The sequence below is a fragment of the Roseisolibacter agri genome, from assembly GCF_030159095.1.
GTDB classification, from domain to species: Bacteria; Gemmatimonadota; Gemmatimonadetes; order Gemmatimonadales; family Gemmatimonadaceae; genus Roseisolibacter; species Roseisolibacter agri.
This window is the reverse complement of sequence record NZ_BRXS01000003.1, coordinates 692,564-708,510: the sequence shown is the minus strand read 5'-3', so window position 1 is coordinate 708,510 and position 15,947 is coordinate 692,564. Positions and strand designations below refer to the sequence as shown.

Annotated in this window: 13 protein-coding genes; 9 read left to right on the top strand and 4 right to left on the bottom strand. The window is 75.6% G+C overall.

Features of this window, described 5'->3' with window-relative positions; translation table 11 throughout:
* Positions 1 to 209: 209 nt before the first annotated feature.
* Positions 210 to 1,877, bottom strand: a complete 1,668-nt coding sequence (locus rosag_RS11610; RefSeq protein WP_284350297.1) for an O-antigen ligase family protein — start codon at positions 1,875 to 1,877, stop codon at positions 210 to 212.
* A gap of 314 nt (positions 1,878 to 2,191) precedes the next feature.
* On the opposite strand from rosag_RS11610, the gene rosag_RS11605 reads away from it, so the two are divergent.
* Both rosag_RS11605 and rosag_RS11600 read left to right on the top strand, forming a co-directional pair.
* A complete protein-coding gene (locus rosag_RS11605; protein ID WP_284350296.1) occupies positions 2,192 to 2,977 on the top strand; it encodes a lytic transglycosylase domain-containing protein in 786 nt (261 codons plus the stop codon).
* A 258-nt stretch (positions 2,978 to 3,235) separates the two neighbouring features.
* On the top strand, positions 3,236 to 3,997 hold the full coding sequence (locus tag rosag_RS11600; protein ID WP_284350295.1) for a creatininase family protein: 762 nt from the start codon (positions 3,236 to 3,238) through the stop codon (positions 3,995 to 3,997).
* A 149-nt stretch (positions 3,998 to 4,146) separates the two neighbouring features.
* Here rosag_RS11600 and rosag_RS11595 read toward each other — a convergent pair whose 3' ends face one another.
* Entirely contained in the window at positions 4,147 to 4,464 is a 318-nt protein-coding gene (locus rosag_RS11595) for a hypothetical protein (RefSeq protein ID WP_284350294.1), read from the bottom strand.
* Positions 4,465 to 4,667: 203 nt separating this feature from the next.
* On the opposite strand from rosag_RS11595, the gene rosag_RS11590 reads away from it, so the two are divergent.
* The 4 genes from rosag_RS11590 to rosag_RS11575 all read left to right on the top strand — a co-directional run bounded on the left by rosag_RS11590 (position 4,668) and on the right by rosag_RS11575 (position 10,445).
* Positions 4,668 to 6,317: a M28 family peptidase gene (locus rosag_RS11590; protein ID WP_284350293.1), complete on the top strand. Its 1,650-nt coding sequence runs from the start codon at positions 4,668 to 4,670 to the stop codon at positions 6,315 to 6,317.
* Between the two features lie 101 nt (positions 6,318 to 6,418).
* The gene (locus rosag_RS11585) at positions 6,419 to 6,928 is read left to right on the top strand and encodes a GNAT family N-acetyltransferase (RefSeq protein WP_284350292.1); all 510 of its coding nucleotides are present in this window, start codon (positions 6,419 to 6,421) and stop codon (positions 6,926 to 6,928) included.
* A gap of 11 nt (positions 6,929 to 6,939) precedes the next feature.
* Entirely contained in the window at positions 6,940 to 7,929 is a 990-nt protein-coding gene (locus rosag_RS11580) for an NAD-dependent epimerase/dehydratase family protein (protein WP_284350291.1), read from the top strand.
* 128 nt (positions 7,930 to 8,057) lie between these two features.
* Positions 8,058 to 10,445, top strand: coding sequence for a hybrid sensor histidine kinase/response regulator (locus tag rosag_RS11575; RefSeq protein WP_284350290.1), 2,388 nt, complete (start codon positions 8,058 to 8,060; stop codon positions 10,443 to 10,445).
* A gap of 3 nt (positions 10,446 to 10,448) precedes the next feature.
* On the opposite strand, the gene rosag_RS11570 is transcribed toward rosag_RS11575, so the two are convergent.
* Complete coding sequence (locus rosag_RS11570) at positions 10,449 to 11,306, bottom strand: phosphatase PAP2 family protein (protein ID WP_284350289.1); 858 nt, start codon at positions 11,304 to 11,306, stop codon at positions 10,449 to 10,451.
* A 66-nt stretch (positions 11,307 to 11,372) separates the two neighbouring features.
* Here rosag_RS11570 and rosag_RS11565 point away from each other — a divergent pair, with 66 nt between their 5' ends.
* The 3 genes from rosag_RS11565 to rosag_RS11555 are packed head-to-tail and all read left to right on the top strand — an operon-like array spanning position 11,373 to position 14,892.
* Positions 11,373 to 12,524, top strand: a complete 1,152-nt coding sequence (locus tag rosag_RS11565; protein WP_284350287.1) for a GNAT family N-acetyltransferase — start codon at positions 11,373 to 11,375, stop codon at positions 12,522 to 12,524.
* Positions 12,521 to 13,735 (top strand): aminotransferase class I/II-fold pyridoxal phosphate-dependent enzyme, encoded by a 1,215-nt coding sequence (locus rosag_RS11560; RefSeq protein ID WP_284350286.1) that lies wholly within the window; start codon positions 12,521 to 12,523, stop codon positions 13,733 to 13,735. The genes rosag_RS11565 and rosag_RS11560 overlap by 4 nt, the downstream gene beginning before the upstream one ends.
* Positions 13,732 to 14,892, top strand: a complete 1,161-nt coding sequence (locus rosag_RS11555) for a glycosyltransferase family 4 protein (protein WP_284350428.1) — start codon at positions 13,732 to 13,734, stop codon at positions 14,890 to 14,892. Before rosag_RS11560 ends, rosag_RS11555 begins: the two co-directional genes overlap by 4 nt.
* Here rosag_RS11555 and rosag_RS11550 read toward each other — a convergent pair.
* The gene (locus tag rosag_RS11550; RefSeq protein WP_284350285.1) at positions 14,802 to 15,890 is read right to left on the bottom strand and encodes a class I SAM-dependent methyltransferase; all 1,089 of its coding nucleotides are present in this window, start codon (positions 15,888 to 15,890) and stop codon (positions 14,802 to 14,804) included. The genes rosag_RS11555 and rosag_RS11550 overlap by 91 nt on opposite strands.
* Positions 15,891 to 15,947: the final 57 nt, after the last annotated feature.

The window sequence follows — 15,947 nt, the reverse complement described above, 5'->3', positions numbered from 1 at the left end:
GCGCCGGACCCGTTGGCCTGTTGGAGAGGATGCGGATCCTCCGGATCGAAGCGGATGCTTCGGATCGCTCCGCGCGGCGCACGGGACGTCGTCGCCACGGGGGAGGATCCGAACGATCCGACGCATCCGGAGCATCCGTATCCTCCCCAAAGGTCACCGTCTCCGCAGCGCGCTGAGGCGTGCCCGCTGCAGATCCGAGACGTCGTACCTCAGTCCGCAGCGGCGCGCCGGCGTCCGCCGCAGGCCGCCAGCAGCCGACGCGGCGCCGGCGCGGCGGGGAGCAGGTCGGCGGCGGCGCCCGCGTGGCGGCGGACCTCCGGGCACCGGCCGCGGCGGGCGGCCAGCTCCGCCTGCCGGAGGCGGATGCGGTAGCTGCCGGGATCCAGCTCGCCGGCGCGGCCGATCGCGGTCGTGCGGCCCGTGCTGAAGAGCGCCATCGCGCCCGCCTGTCCGGCCGCGCGGCCGAACGCCAGCAGGCCGACCAGGCCGAGCAGGGCCCAGGCGCCGCGGCGGGCGAAGGCAGGCCAGGGGACCGGGCGGGCCGCGTCGTCGACGGCGCCGCTCTCGATGGCGAGGGCGCCGAGCGCGGTCCACGCGAAGAAGGCGGGGGCGGCGAGGAGGAGGACCGCGTCGAACGCGCCGACCACGACCGTGGCCGCCAGCATCGCGCCGAAGACGCCACCCGTGAGCGCGCGGTCCGCGTCGGCGGCACGCCAGGCCGCGCGGTGCGCCCACCAGGCGAGCCCCGCGATCGCCGCGGCGAAGGCCAGGAAGGCCGGGAGGCCGCGCTCGCTGAGGATCGCGACCCAGTCGCTGCTGGGCCAGGGGTTCGCGGTGGTGCCGTCCGGGGTGAGCGACGGGTCGCCGGCCGGCGCGAAGCGCGGGTAGCGGGTCGCCCAGTTGCCCGGGCCGACGCCCAGGAGCGGGTCGTCGAGCGCCATGCGGGCGGAGTTCGCGTACTGCTTGAGCCGGCCGCGCCCGCTGCCGCCGCGGTAGTCGACGACGCCCTTCACCGAGTCGAGGTAGGGCGAGTCGCTCTTCCACTCGAGGGTGTTCGGGATCTTCAGCGCCGCGGTCGCGCCGCCGGCGAGGGCGAGGGCGATCAGGAGCACGCGCCCGAGCTTCGGGCGGACGCCCGGGAGCTGGCGGGCGCGCCAGACGCCGACGAGCAGCGGGACCGCGCTGGCCGCCGCCGCGAGCCAGGCGCCGCGGCTGCGCGAGAGGACGAGCACGGTCGCCAGCGCGCCCGTGGCCAGTGCGGCGAGTGCGGCGTGGCGACGTGACCGCGCGCGGAGCGAGAGGCCGACCAGCAGCGGCGTGCCGATCGCGGCCAGGTGCGCGACGAAGTTGCGGTTGCCGAAGGTGCCGCCCGGCGCGCGGTTGAGGCTGAAGTACGCGCTCTCGACACCGTAGGCCTGCAGCAGCGACGTCGCCGCCCCGACCGTGATCGCGACGCCGACCGCCGCCAGCACCGTGCGTCCGTGCCCCGCGCGGGCGAGCGCGCGCGCGCCCCAGAAGAGTGCGGCACCTGAGAGCGAGAGCGCCGTGGCGCGCGCGCCGAGCCACGGGTTCTGCGCGAACAGCGCGCTGACGACGCTCAGCAGCAGGTAAAGGCCGAGTGCGGCGTCCACGAGGGTGAGGCGCGCGTGGCCTCCTTCGGCGTGCCAGCCGTCGGGTGTGCGGCGGCGGACGGCGGGCCACGCCAGGCGCGCGGCGGCGACGAGCGCGGCGGTGGCGTGCAGCGCGAGCTCCTTCGGGACGAAGAAGCGGTCGAGGTCGAACAGCTTGTAGCGCAGCGCGGCGATCGCCACGAGCAGGGCGCCGAGCTGGAGGCTGCGCAGCGCCAGACGCTGGGCGCGCGACGAGGGGGCGGGCACGACGGAGGGCGGGGACGGGAGATGCGGGTCACCGAATGAGCGGACCCGACCGTGCTAACATAGCGCGCGCGATTGACTGGCGCGCGTGCGGTCGGGGTCGGTCCACCATGCCGCGCATGCGATCTTCGCGCGACGCTGACTCCGCGGTCAGAAACGGGCGCCATCCCGCGCGAATCTGCGGCGTGCGTCACAAAGAGCGGGATAAGTTCTATCGAGCAACGATCGCGGAGCGGTGCGCGATCGACGCGACGGCGCGCCCCCTGGTGGCGTGCCGCCGTCGCGCCTGTTCCCCATCGTGTGAGGAGCGTTACGGAATGGCGAAGTCCCTGCTCGGTCAGCTCGCGCTCGCGGGTGCGTCCATCGCGGCCATCGTCGTGGCCACGCAGGTGGTGCAGCCCGTGTACGTCGGCCGCACGACGGTCGCGCAGCGCGTAGCCGAGCAGGCGTGGACGCCGACGACGTGGCGCGATTCGGCCGCCGTGCGCGCGCCGTGGACGGTGGCGGATGCCGAGGCCGCGCTCAACAGCGCGCAGTTCGAGGCCGACCGGCGCGCGTTCGCGGACGACCTGCTGCGCACGGGGCGCATCGACGCGGCGCGCGCGGACTCGATCGCGACGTTCGCGGTGCGCGAGGCGTACCGCAAGAAGGTCCCGCCCGCGCTGGTGTTCGGCGTGATGCTGGCGGAGAACACGACGTTCAAGTCGCGCGCGCGCTCGAACGTCGGCGCGGTGGGGCTGATGCAGATCTACCCGAAGGTGTGGGTGCCGACGCTGGGCAAGCTGTTCGGCCGCGACCTGCGCGACGACGAGACGAATCTGCGCTACGGCGTGCACATCCTGAGTCACTACGTGTACCGCGCGGGCACGCGCGACGCGGATCCGCAGGGCGCGGTGCGCACGGGGCTCCTGCGCTACAACGGGTGCGTGCGCGGCACGAACACGAAGGGGTGCCACTCGTATCCGGACAAGGTGATGGCGAACGTCGAGCGCTACGCGACGTCGCAGTGCGGGGCGGCGGACTTCGCGACGTGCGTCGGCCAGCCCCTGCGGATGACGCTCGCGATGCGCACGACGCCCGCGACGCCGACGGCCGCGGACTGAGTGCTCTGATCGCTCGATCGCGTGGGCCGGCTCCTTCGTGGGGCCGGCTCTCTTGCGTTCGGGCATTCGTGCGCAGGACGGGCGTCGTCGCGAGACATGCCCTTCCACGTCGCAGCGTTCGCGCGGCGAGCAAACCTGATCCGTGCCGCACGCTCTCCACGCGAACCGTCGCATACGCGAGCTGGTGGACGCAGACGCTGAACTGCGGACGACGCTCCCCGCTCGACGCTCACCGCTCGACGCTCTAGGTTCGACGGCATGACCCGTCCCTACATCCTCGCCGAGTCGACGTGGCGCACCGTCGCCGACACGTCGTACGAGGTCGCCGTCCTGCCGTGGGGCGCGACCGAGCCGCACAACTACCACCTGCCGTACGCGACCGACAACATCCAGTGCGACGCGGTGGCCGCGGAGTCGGCGCGGCGCGCGTGGGAGGCGGGGGCGCGCGTGGTCGTGCTGCCGACGGTGCCGTTCGGCGTGCAGACGACGCAGCTCGACCTGAAGCTGTGCCTCAACGTGCATCCGTCGACGCAGGCCGCGATCCTGCGCGACCTCGTGTCGGCGCTCGAGGGGCAGGGCGTGCGCAAGCTCGTGATCCTGAACGGGCACGGCGGCAACGACTTCAAGACGATGATCCGCGAGCTGGTGCCGCGGACGTCGGTGTTCGTGTGCGCGGTGAACTGGTGGCAGGTGGTGGACGCGCGCCCCTACTTCGACGAGCCGGGCGACCACGCGGGCGAGCTGGAGACGAGCGTGATGCAGCACGTCGCGCCGGCGCTCGTGCGCCCGCTGGACGAGGCGGGCCCGGGCCGCGAGCGGCGGCCGAAGGTGGCGGGGCTGCGCGAGCGCTGGGCGTGGGCGCCGCGCCCGTGGACGACGGTCACCGCGGACACCGGGATCGGCGATCCGCGCGCGGCGACGCCGGAGCGCGGCGCGCGCTTCCTCGACGTCGTGTCGGAGCGGATCGGCGGGTTCCTGGTGGAGCTGGCGGCGGCGGACGTCGGAGATCTGTACGAATGATGCTGCGTGCTGCGTGCTGCGTGAACGGCCGCTTGGGTCGCCCCTCACGCAGCACGCAGCACGATGCACGCAGCAATCGAAAGGGCCGGCCTCCACACGGAAGCCGGCCCTTCGTCGTCACCCGCCAGGCGGGAGGAGGGCGCCGCGTCTCAGCGAATGAGCGCCTCGATCCCCACCGTCTCGCCGCCGCGCAGATGGCGCACGACCGAGATGCTGCCGCCGTCGGCGTACATGCGGATCGACACCTCGGTCTCGACGCCCGGGGCCGCGGGGCGCGCGGCGAGCAGGGCGCGGCCGGCATCCGCGGCCGCCGTCTCGGGGCGCCGGTCGCGAGGGGCCGGCGACTGGCGCTCACCCACCCGCGTGGCCTCGCCGTAGGCGCGCGCCGCGTACGGCGACGCCGGGGGCACGGCGCGCGTGCCGGCGAGGGCGATGGGGTAGACCTGACGGTCGGAGACGGGACGCACGGGCACTCGGTTGGCCGTTTCGGTTGTCCGCAGAACTGGCGGTCGATGACGAGTATCGGCCGCGGACGCCGTCCAGTGTAGGGACCGGCGCCCGTTCGCGGAATGCGGCGCCGACGCCACAGTCGCGCCCACGCGGCGGCGGCGGCGGGGTGGGCGCGCTCGGCCGTCGCGCCGTGCGGCCGCCCGTCCCTATCATTACGCCCATGCCGCTTCCCCCCCGCGTCCTGCCCGCCGCCCTCGGCGCCCTGCTGCTGCCGCTGGTCGCCGGCGCGCAGGCCGCCCCGGCCGCGCCCGCCCGCGCCGGCGCCGCGCCTGCCGCCCCCGCGTCCGCCACGCCGACCGATCCCGTCCTCTCGCGCATCCGCGAGGAGGGGCTGCAGCGCTCGAAGGTGCTGGAGACGGCCACGATCCTCTCCGACGTCTTCGGCCCGCGGCTCGCGGGATCGCCCGGCTACCGCGCGGCGGCCGAGTGGACTCGGGCGACGCTGGCGAGCTACGGGCTGGCGAACGCGCGGCTGGAGGCGTGGGGCACGCGCGGCGGGCTGTCGTGGACCGTCGAGCGCCACTCGGTGGAGCTGGAGGCGCCGTACTACGCGCGCCTCGTCGCCTATCCGTACGCGTGGAGCCCGTCGACGCCGGGGACGGTGCGCGGGACGCCGGTGTACGTCGCGGCGCTGCGCACCGAGGAGGACGTCGCCAAGGTCGCCGACCAGGTGCGTGGGAAGATCGTGCTCGTCGGGCCGGTGCCGGCGGATCCGGGCCGCTTCAAGCCGCTCGCGCACCGGTGGAGCGACGCGCAGCTCGACTCGCTGGCGCGCATCACCGATCCCGGCTCGCCGAAGGACTACTGGGAGGACGCGGGCGGCTACGCCGACAACGTCCGCAAGCGCCTGCGCCTGCTGACCGCGCTCGGCCGCGCGGGCGCGGTGGCGATGCTGACGCCGAGCCGCAACGCGGTGTCGACGATGGTGTCGGGCTACCAGGCGTACGACAGCGACGCCAGCGGCGCGCCGCCCGCGCTGTCGGTCGCGCGCGACGACTACGCGCGCGTGCTCAACCTCGTGCAGAAGGCGCAGGGCGCGGGGCAGGCCGCACCGGTGCTCGCCGTTGAGGTGAGGGCGCGCGCGGAGGCGCCGCGCACGCGCGCCGACTCGCAGGGCGTGAACGTGATCGCCGAGCTGCCGGGGAGCGATCCGTCGCTGGCGGCGGAGGTGGTGATGGTGGGCGGCCACTTCGACTCGTGGACCGCGGGCACCGGCGCGACCGACAACGCCGCCGGCAGCGCGGTCGCGATGGAGGCGCTGCGCATCCTGCAGGCGGTGGACGCGAAGCCGCGCCGCACCATCCGCATCGCGCTCTGGGACGGCGAGGAGCACGAGGACTACTACGGCTCCCTCGGCTGGGTGCGTGCGCACCTGGGCGATCCCGAGACGATGCGCCTCAAGCCCGAGCACGCGCGCGTGTCGTCGTACTTCAACTTCGACAACGGTACGGGACGCATTCGCGGGATCTGGCTGCAGGGCAACGCGGCGGCGCGCGACGTGTTCCGCCCGATGCTCGCGCCGTTCACGGACCTGGGCGTGGGGACGCTGACGCTGGCGAACACGGGAAGCACCGACCACATGCCGTTCGTGGGCGTGGGCGTGCCGGCGTTCACCTTCCTGCAGGACCCCATCGACTACGAGACGCGCACGCACCACACGGGCGCCGACGTGGCCGCGAACCTGCTGGAGGAGGACCTGAAGCAGGCGGCGACGGTGACCGCCGCGGTGCTGCTGCAGACCGCCAACCTGCCGGCGCGCGTGCCGCGCGGCCCGCTGCCGGCGGCGCGTCCCATGCCCGTCACGAAATGACCGACTCTCCTCGTTCTGTTCGGCGCCCGGCGCTCGGCGCTCGGTCCGTCGCCGCGACGAAGCGAGCGCCGAGCGCCGAGCGCCGAGCGGACCAGCCGACCATGTCGATCGTCATCGGTCCTGCCGCCGACACCGACGCGCCCGCGATCGCGGCGCTGAACAACATCTACGCGCCCGACGGGCTCACGCTGCCGCGCACGCCCGCGTTCGTGGCGTCGCACATCGACAGCTACCGCGTGGCGCGCGACGCGGCCGGCAAGGTGGTGGGCTGCGTCGCGCTCGACGAGTACGCGCCGTCGCTCGCGGAGCTGGTGTCGCTCGCCGTCGCGCCCGAGGCGCAGGGCCAGGGGCTCGGCAAGCGCCTGATCGCGGAGGCCGAGCGCGTCGCGCGGCAGCGCGGCTACACGGAGCTGTTCGCGGTCTCGCTGGCCGACACGCTCTTCCTCGGGATGGGCTTCGCGCAGTCGAGCATCGCGGAGTATCCGGAGAAGCAGGCGCGCTACGCCGCGATCTCGCGCTCGGAGCTGTCGATCGGGAAGAAGTTCCTGTTCGTGAAGCCGCTCGACACGCCGCCGCGGCGCGAGCGCCGGCGCCGCGGGCGGCAGGCGTAGCACGGCGCCGCGTGCTGGCCCTCGTCACCGGCGCGTCCGGGTTCGTGGGCTCGCACCTGGTGGACGCGCTGCTGGCCGATGGGTGGCGCGTGCGGCGGCTGGCCCGCCCCGCGTCGCCGCCCGCTGCCGACGCGCGTGTGGAGACGCACGTCGCAGCGCTCGACGACGCGGCGGCGATCGCGCGATCGGGCGCGCTGGCCGACGTCGACGTCGTCTTCCACGTCGCGGGCGTCACACGCGCGCACTCGGCCGCACGCTTCCACGCCGGCAACGTCGCCCCCACCGTCGCGCTGCTCGACGCGCTGGCCGCCGCGCACGGCGCATCGCTGCCGCGCGGGGTGCTCGTGTCGTCGCAGGCCGCGGCCGGACCGGCGACCGCGCGCGACCGCCCGCGCACCGAGGACGATCCGCCGGCGCCCGTCGGCGCGTACGGCGCGAGCAAGCATGCGGCCGAGCGTGCGGTGGCGGCACACGCGGCGGGCGCGACGTGGGCCGTCGTGCGGCCGTGCGCGGTGTACGGCCCGCGCGACCGCGACTTCCTCGCCGTCTTCCGGCACGCGGCGCGTGGCGTCGCGCTCTTTCCCGGCACGCGCGACGCCTGGCTCTCGCTGGTGCACGTGCACGACCTCGCGCGGGCGCTGCTGCGCGCCGGCACCGTGCCCGCGGCCGCGGGGCGCACGTACTTCGTCGCGGGCGACGAGGCGGTGTCGTGGCCCGCCGTGTACGAGGCCGCGGCGCGCGCGGCGGGCACGCGCGTGCGCTGGGCGCGCGACGTTCCGCGGTGGGCGCTGGCGCTGGGTGGCGCGGCCGGCGACGCGTGGTCGGCGCTCTCCGGGCGCGACACGCTGGCGGGCCGCGAGAAGCTGCGCCTGGCCGCGCCGCGCTGGTGGCTGTGCAGCGCCGCGCGCGCGCGATCGGAGCTGGGCTGGCGCGCCGACCTGCCGCTCGAGGCGGGGATGCAGGCGACGCGCGCGTGGTATCGGGCCGCGGGGTGGTTATGACGAGATTGACATGCAATCGTCTCCTCCAGCCCGTTGCGGCGATGCGTGCGGTCCCATCTCTTGCGTGAGCCGGAGGCGACGACGTCGCCGGCACGCGGCGACCTCCCCTGTCGCCGTGGCCTCCCGCCGTGGCGCCTCCAACCCGCGCCGCCCGCCCGCCGTTCGTGCTGGATCCCGTCTCCCCGTCCCGCCCTCCCGCCAGCGGCGCGAGCTCGCCCCTGCCACCCGAGATGGTGGCGCGCGTGTTCGAGCGCGTGTCGGACGCCGTCGTGTGCGTCGACCGCGACTGGCGCTTCACGTACCTGAACGCGCGCGCCGGCGTCCTCGTCGGCCGCGAGCCGCGCACGCTGCTCGGCCACGTGGCGTGGGACGAGCTCCCCGAGCTCGTCGGTCATCCGCTCCACACCGCCGCCTTGCGGGCGATGGAGCGCGCCGAGGCGGCGACCGTGCAGGCGACGCTGCCGGGCACCACGCGCGCGTTCGAGCTCCGGCTGGAGCCGTTCGGCGACGGGCTGGCGGTCATCGGCACGGAGCTGCCCGGCACGGCGCCGAGCGACGCGCGCCTCGTGGAGCAGTCGCGCTACCTGCGCGCGGTGCTCGACACCGCGCCCGACTGCGTGAAGGTGCTGGCGCGCGACGGCGCGCTGCTGGACATCAACGCGTCCGGCCTCGCGATGCTCGACGCCCCATCGCTGGCGGCGGTGCGCGGGCGCGACGTGCTGCCGCTGGTGGCGGAGGCCGACCGCGCGCCGTTCCGCGCGATGCTGGACGCGACGTTCGCGGGCGAGGTCCGCGGGCTGGAGTTCGACGTGGTGACGTTCACCGGACGGCGCCGGCGCTTCGAGACCGACGGCGCGCCGCTGCGCGACGCGCTGGGCGCCGTGGTGGGCGCGCTGTTCGTCACGCGCGACGTCACCGAGCGCCGCGCGGTGGAGGAGCGGCTGCGCGAGAGCGAGACGCGCTTCCGCATGCTGGCCGAGGCGGCGCCGCTGGGCGTGTTCATGAACGACGCGCTCGGCAACACGCTCTACGTCAACGAGCAGTGCGCCGAGATCATGGGCCGGTCGCGCGAGACGCTGCTCAACGAGCGCTGGGCCGACCTCGTGAACCCCATGGACGTCGCGGAGATGAACCGGCAGCGGCTGGCGTTCCGCAACGGCGACGCCGAGCGCTCCGTGTTCGAGCTGCGCGTGCGGCGGCCGGACGGCTCGTCGCGCACGCTGACCTCGCACGCGGTGCGGCTGCGCGCGGCCGACGGGACGACCACGGGCTTCGTCGGCATGGTCGAGGACACGACCGAGCGGCTCGCCCTCGAGGCGCAGCTGCGCCAGGCGCAGAAGATGGAGGCGGTCGGGCAGCTCGCCGGCGGGATCGCGCACGACTTCAACAACCTGCTGACGGTCATCACGGGGCACCTCGACTTCGCGCGGCAGGACCTCGCGCCGCTGGTGCCGCCGGGGCATTCCGTGCGCGAGGACCTGGCGGAGATCGCGCAGGCCGCCGAGCGCGCGCGGGCGCTGGTGCGGCAGCTGCTGGCGTTCAGCCGCAAGCAGGTCGTCGCGCCGCAGGAGGTGGACGTGTCGCAGGTCGTGCGCGGCGCCGAGCAGCTGCTCCGCCGCGTGCTGGGCGACGAGATCGTCCTCGGCACCACGCTGGCCGCGGAGTCCGCCGTCGTGCGCGCCGACGCGGTGCAGCTGGAGCAGGTGCTCGTGAACCTGGCGCTGAACGCGCGCGACGCGATGCTCACGCCCATGCACGGGCATCCGGGCACCGGCGGCACGCTGACGATCGAGACCGACGTCCAGGCGATGGACGCGGGCGAGGCGCGGCGCATGTTCGACACGGGCGAGTGGGCGCTGCCGAGCGGCCCGTACGTGCGCCTGACCGTGCGCGACAGCGGGCACGGGATGGACGACGCGACGCGCGCGCGACTGTTCGAGCCCTTCTTCACGACGAAGCCGATCGGCGCGGGGACGGGGCTGGGGCTGGCCACCGTCTACGGCATCGTGCAGCAGAGCGGGGGCGAGATCCGCGTGGACAGCGCGCCCGGCGCCGGCACGACCTTCACGATCCTGCTGCCGCGGGTCGTCCAGCCGACGGGCGAGCCCGCGACCGGCGCGGCGAGCGCGCGCCCGACGGCCGGGCGCGGCACCGTGCTGCTGGTGGAGGACGAGACCGCGGTGCGCGCGACGACGCGCCGCGTGCTGGAGCGCCAGGGCTACACGGTGCTCGAGGCGCGGCACGGCGCGGACGCGCTCATGCTGTGGCAGGCGCACCACGCCGAGGTGCTGGCCGTGGTCACCGACCTGCGCATGCCCGAGATGGGCGGGCGCGAGCTGGTCGCGCTGCTGCGCCGCAGCCGCGAGCGGCTGCCGGTCGTGTACGTGTCGGGCTACAGCGACGAGGCGGCGCAGGCGGCCGCGCGGCCGTACGAGCGGTTCATCGAGAAGCCGTTCGCGAGCGAGGCGCTGCTGTCGGCGCTGGACGCGGCGGTGGGCGCGGCGGCCAGGACCTGAGCGTCAGGTCGCGCGCGTCAGCCGCGCGTGCACCTGCGGCCCCAGCGCGCCGATCGCCGCGCCGAGGGCCGCGCCGGCGACGACGTCCACGGCGTAGTGGAAGCCGCCGTACACCGCGCCCGCGGCCAGCAGCAGCGTGGCCGCGCCGGTGGCGACGGCCATCCGCGGCGCGACCCGCGCCAGCGCGAGCGTCTGCGCGACCGACACGGCGACGTGCGACGACGGGAACGCGGTCCCGCGCGACGAGCCGGCGTGCAGCAGCGCCTGCACGAGCGCGCGCGCGGGGCCGTCGGGGACGGTGGCGGGCGCGGGCCACTGGTACCACGGCCCCTGCACCGGCAGCGTCGCGAACACCGCGTAGCAGACCACGAAGGCGAGCCACACCGTCCACGTCGCGACCGCGAACGCGTCGCGTCTTCCACGCCACCAGAGCCACGCCGGCGGCACGTAGATGACGGCGTAGTAGCTCAGGTAGCCCGCGTGCAGCAGCTCGCTCAGCGCGGGCACGGGCCAGCGCGCGCTGAGCGCGAGCGTGGGGCTGGTGCCGAAGAGCGCCGTCTCCCACGCGATCACGCGCGCGTCGTGCAGCGCGGTGCGGCCGAGGCCCGCCGCGACGAGGGGCAGCGCGGCGTAGCACGCGGGCACCGCGAGCAGCGGGAGCCAGGCCGCGAGCGCGCGCGTCGCGCCGCGCTGGGGGGAGGCGCGCCGGAGGGTCCACGCCGCGGCGGCCAGCAGCGCCGCGAGTCCGGCCAGCAGCCCCGCACCGGCGCCGCCGCGCACCGCGAGCGGCAGGGTCGCGACGAGGTAGGCCGCGAGCAGCGTGGCGGCGGGGCGGAAGGGCGCGAGCGGTGCGGAGGGCATGCGAGGTCGCGCAATGTCGCCGCGACGACGGCGCGTGCGCCACCCGTGCGCGTTATGTTTGCGCGCATGAGCCTCGCCGTCCTTCCCGTGGCGTCGCCGCGCGAGCTGCGCCGCTTCGTCGACGTGCCGTGGCGGCTGTTCGACGCCGCGCGCCACCCGCAGTGGGTGCCGCCGCTGCGGATCGCGGTGCGCGACGTGCTCGATGCACGCAAGCACCCGTTCTGGCGGACGGCCGACCGCGCGCTCTGGATCGCGGAGCGCGACGGCGCGGTGGTGGGCCGCATCGCGGCCATCGAGAACCGCGCGCACAACGCCTTCCACGGCGACCGCACGGGCTTCTTCGGCTTCTTCGAGTGCGCCGACGATCCCGAGGCCGCGCGCGCGCTGCTGGACACGGCGGCCGCGTGGCTGGCGGCGCGCGGGCTCACGAGCATGCAGGGCCCGATGAACCCGTCCACCAACTACGAGTGCGGCGTCCTGGTGGACGGCTTCGCGCACCACCCGGTGCTGATGACCACCTGGAACCCGCCGTACTACGACGCGCTGCTGGCCGGCGCGGGCATGGGCACGGCGAAGGACCTGCTGGGGTGGTGGATCGGGCGCGACGCGGGCGACGGGCGGGACTTCGCGCTGCCGCCGTCGTACGCCGTGCACGCCGAGCGCGCGCTGGCGCAGTCGGGGCTCCGCTTCCGTGACCTGGAGCCGTCGCGCATCGAGCGCGAGATCGCGGTCTGCTGGGACGTCTACAACGCGGCATGGGAGCCCAACTGGGGCTTCGTGCCGATGACGCGCGAGGAGTTCGCGCACCTGGCGAAGGACCTGAAGATGATCGCCGATCCGCGCTTCGCCTTCGCGGCGGAGATCGACGGGCAGCCGGCGGGCTTCGTCATCGCGCTGCCCGACTACCACGTGCTGTTCAAGAAGATCCGCTCCGGCCGGCTGCTGCCGACCGGGCTCCTGACGCTGCTGACGGGCAGGCGCTCGCTGCACACGCTGCGCGTGCTCGCGCTGGGCGTGCGGCGCGAGCACCGCACGCGCGGCATCTTCGCCCTGTTCACCCACGAGATCGTGCGGCGCGGCCTGGCGGCCGGCATCACGGGCGCCGAGGCGTCGTGGGTGCTGGAGGACAACCACCTGATGAACCGACCGCTCCGCGCCATGGGCGCCACGCCCTACCGCCGCTGGCGGATCTACGAGCGCGCGCTGGAGACCGCATGAGCGACACGCCGCGGGTCTTCGCCAAGGTCACGTCCGACAACCGCGCGCGCATGGCGCAGTCGATCGGGCTCTACCCGTACTTCGCGCCCATCCAGGAGTCGACGACCTCCGAGGCGCGCATCGGCGACCGCTGGAAGGTCATGCTCGGCTCCAACAACTACCTGGGGCTGACGCACCATCCGAAGGTGCTGGAGGCGTGCACGCAGGCGCTGCACCGCTACGGCAGCGGCGCCACCGGCAGCCGCCTGCTGAACGGGACGCTCGACCTGCACGAGACGCTGGAGGCGCGGCTGGCGGCGTTCTACCGCAAGCCGGCGGCGCTGGTGTTCACCACCGGCTACCAGACGAGCCTCGGCGCGATCGCGGCGCTGATGGGGCGCGACGACATCCTGTATCTCGACAAGCTCGATCACGCCTGCATCGTGGACGCCGCGCAGCTCGCCCTCGGCGACACGGTGCGGTACCCGCACGGCGACCTCGCGCAGCTCGCGCGGCAGCTGGAGAAGGCACCCGAGGGCGCGGGGAAGCTGATCGCCACCGACGGCGTGTTCTCGATGGAAGGCTCGATCGCCGACCTGCCGGGGCTCACGAAGCTCGCGAAGCAGCACGGCGCCGCGCTGCTGGTGGACGACGCGCACGCGCTGGGCGTGCTGGGGGAGGACGGCGCGGGCACCGCGCGCCACTTCGGGCTCGACGACGAGGTGGACCTCATCATGGCGACGTTCTCGAAGTCGCTGGCGTCGGTGGGCGGCGTGCTGGTGGGGCCGGAGGACGTGCTGCACTGGGTGCGGCACCACGCGCGCGCGCTGATCTTCACCGCCGCGATGCCGCCGGCCAGCGTCGCCGGCACGCTGGCCGCGCTGGACGTGCTGCAGGCGGAGCCGGAGCGCCGCACGCGCCTGTGGGCGAACACGCGCCGCATGGCCGAGCAGCTGCGCGCGATCGGGCTGGACCCGGGGCCGGCGCAGACGCCGATCCTGCCGGTGACCGTGGGCGACGTGTTCGAGACGGCGCGCGTGTGGCGCGCGCTGTTCGACGACGACGTGTTCGTGCACCTCGTGATCCCGCCCGCCGTGCCGGCCAACAGCTGCCGCATCCGGCTGTCGATGACGGCGGAGCACACCGACGCGCAGATCGACCGCGTGGTGGAGGCGTTCGCGCGCGCGGTGCGCACGCACGCGCCGCGCGCGCTGGCGGGCGCGGGCTCCTGACCCGCCCGACCGCGCTGCGCGTCGCGCTCGTCTCCGACTGGGCGTCGCCGCGGCGCGGCGGCATCGAGCTGCACCTGGCGGACCTCGCGGCGCGGCTGCGCGCGGCGGGGCACGTCGCCGACGTCGTGACGACGACGCCGGGACCCGACGAGGAGGGCGTGGTGCGCCTGCGCGTGCCGCGCCTGCCAGGGGCCGGCGTCGCCTGCACGCCCGCGCTGCCGCACGCGCTGCGCGCGACGCTCGGCGGCGGACGCTACGACGTGGTGCACGCGCACGCGAGCGTCGTCTCGCCGGCGGCATATGCCGGTGCGTCGGTGGCGCGGCGGCTGGACGTGCCGTGCGTGATGACCTTCCACTCGCTCTTGCACGCCACCGCCCGCGTGCTGGCGGCCGCCGACGCGGTGAGCGGCTGGGCGCGCGCGCCGCTCGTGCTGACGGGCGTGAGCAACCGCGTGGCGGACCAGCTGCGCGCCGCGCTGCCGCGCGCGCGCGTGGCCGTGCTGCCCAACGCCACCGACGTCGTGTGGTGGGGCGCGCGGCCCGACGGCGTTCCACCGCGACGCGATGGCGAGCTGCGCGTGGTGACCGCGATGCGGCTCACGCGGAAGAAGCGCACCGGTGACCTCGCGCGGATCGCCGCCGCGCTGGACGGCGCGCCGAACGTGCGTCTCGTCGTCGCCGGCGACGGGCCCGATCGCGCCGCGCTGGCGCGCGCCGGCCACGCGCGCCTCACCCTCCTCGGCTGGCAGCCGCGCGAGGCGCTGCGGGCGCTGTACGCGGACGCCGACCTGTTCGTGCTGCCGGCCGCGCACGAGTCGTTCGGCATCGCGGCGCTGGAGGCGCGCGCGGCGGGGCTGCCGATCGTCGGGCGCGCGCGGTCGGGGCTCGCGGACTTCGTGCGCGACGGCGTGGACGGCGTGCTGGCGCCCGACGCGGACGCGCTGGTGCACGCGGTGCGCGCGCTGGTGCACGACGCGCCCCGGCGCGCGGCGCTGACGCACGCGGCGCGCACCGCGCCACCGCTGGCGTTCGACTGGGCGCGCGTGCTGGCGCGCCACGTCGCGCTCTACGAGGCGCTGATCGACGGCAGGGAGCCCGACACCGGCCCGTGGGCCGCGGCGCGCAGCGACAGCTCGTCCCAGCGGTCGACGACGTAGGCATGCAGCGGCGGCGCACCGGCCGGCGCCTCGCGGCCGGCGAGCGTCGCCAGCGCGGGCAGGCCGTCGCGCACGAAGCGCCGCACGAGGCGCGCCACCAGCCGCACGCCGGCGCGCGCCCGCTCGCGCGCATCGGGTGAGTGAACGTCGGCCGCGCGCACGAAGCTGCCGGCGAGCAGCAGGTAGCCGAAGCGCGCCGCGCCGTCGGGCGCGAGCGCGTGGCGCGTGGCCGCCGACTCGTCGAGGAAGGCCGTGGGCAGCGTGCGCAGGTACGCGTGCGCGCCGCCCGTGTACTCGCCGTCCGCCAGCGCCGCGGTCCACAGCGCGTCCAGCACGTAGCCGCGGCGCGCGGCGGCGCGCGCGACGCCCACCGGATCGCCGAGCGAGCACCAGCTGAGCGCGAGCCGCGGGACACCGGCCCGCGCGCACGCCGCGAGCGCGCGCTTCGGATGCCGCGCGCCGTCGGGACCCGCGCCGGCCACCAGCGCGTTGGGTGCATCGGGCGGCTCGGGCACGTACGGCGGGTTGCACGCGACGACGTCGGGCGCGCGGCGGCGCAGCCAGCGCGGCAGCCGCGCGTCGAACAGTCCGAGGTGCGCGAAGCGCGCGCGCTCCGCGTGGCCGAGCACGCGCGCGTTGCGCCGTGCGCGCGACACGGCGTCGGCATCGACGTCGGCGCCCCACGCGCGCAGCGCGGGCCAGCGGTCCAGCGGGCCGAGGGCGACCACCGCGCTGCCGCACGTCAGCTCGACGAGGCGCGCGGGCGGCGCGTCGTGCGCGTCGGCGTGGCGCGCGAGCGTGTGCGCGGTCGCGAGCGCGCAGAGCAGCGTGTCCTCGGGCGCGAAGAAGTCGCCGAACTCGAACGGCGGCCGGAAGCGCGCGAGGGGGGCCGCGACCGTGGCGAGCGAGCGGAGGCCGGCGGTCGCGGGCGCGGGGCGCGCCATCGGCGATCCGGTCGGGCCCGCGGCCCACGCGTCGACTTCGTGCGTTCTCGTCACGAGCGGTACGCGCCGTGCCTTTGATGCAGGCGAGGTGCGGAAGGAGCGAGGGAAGGG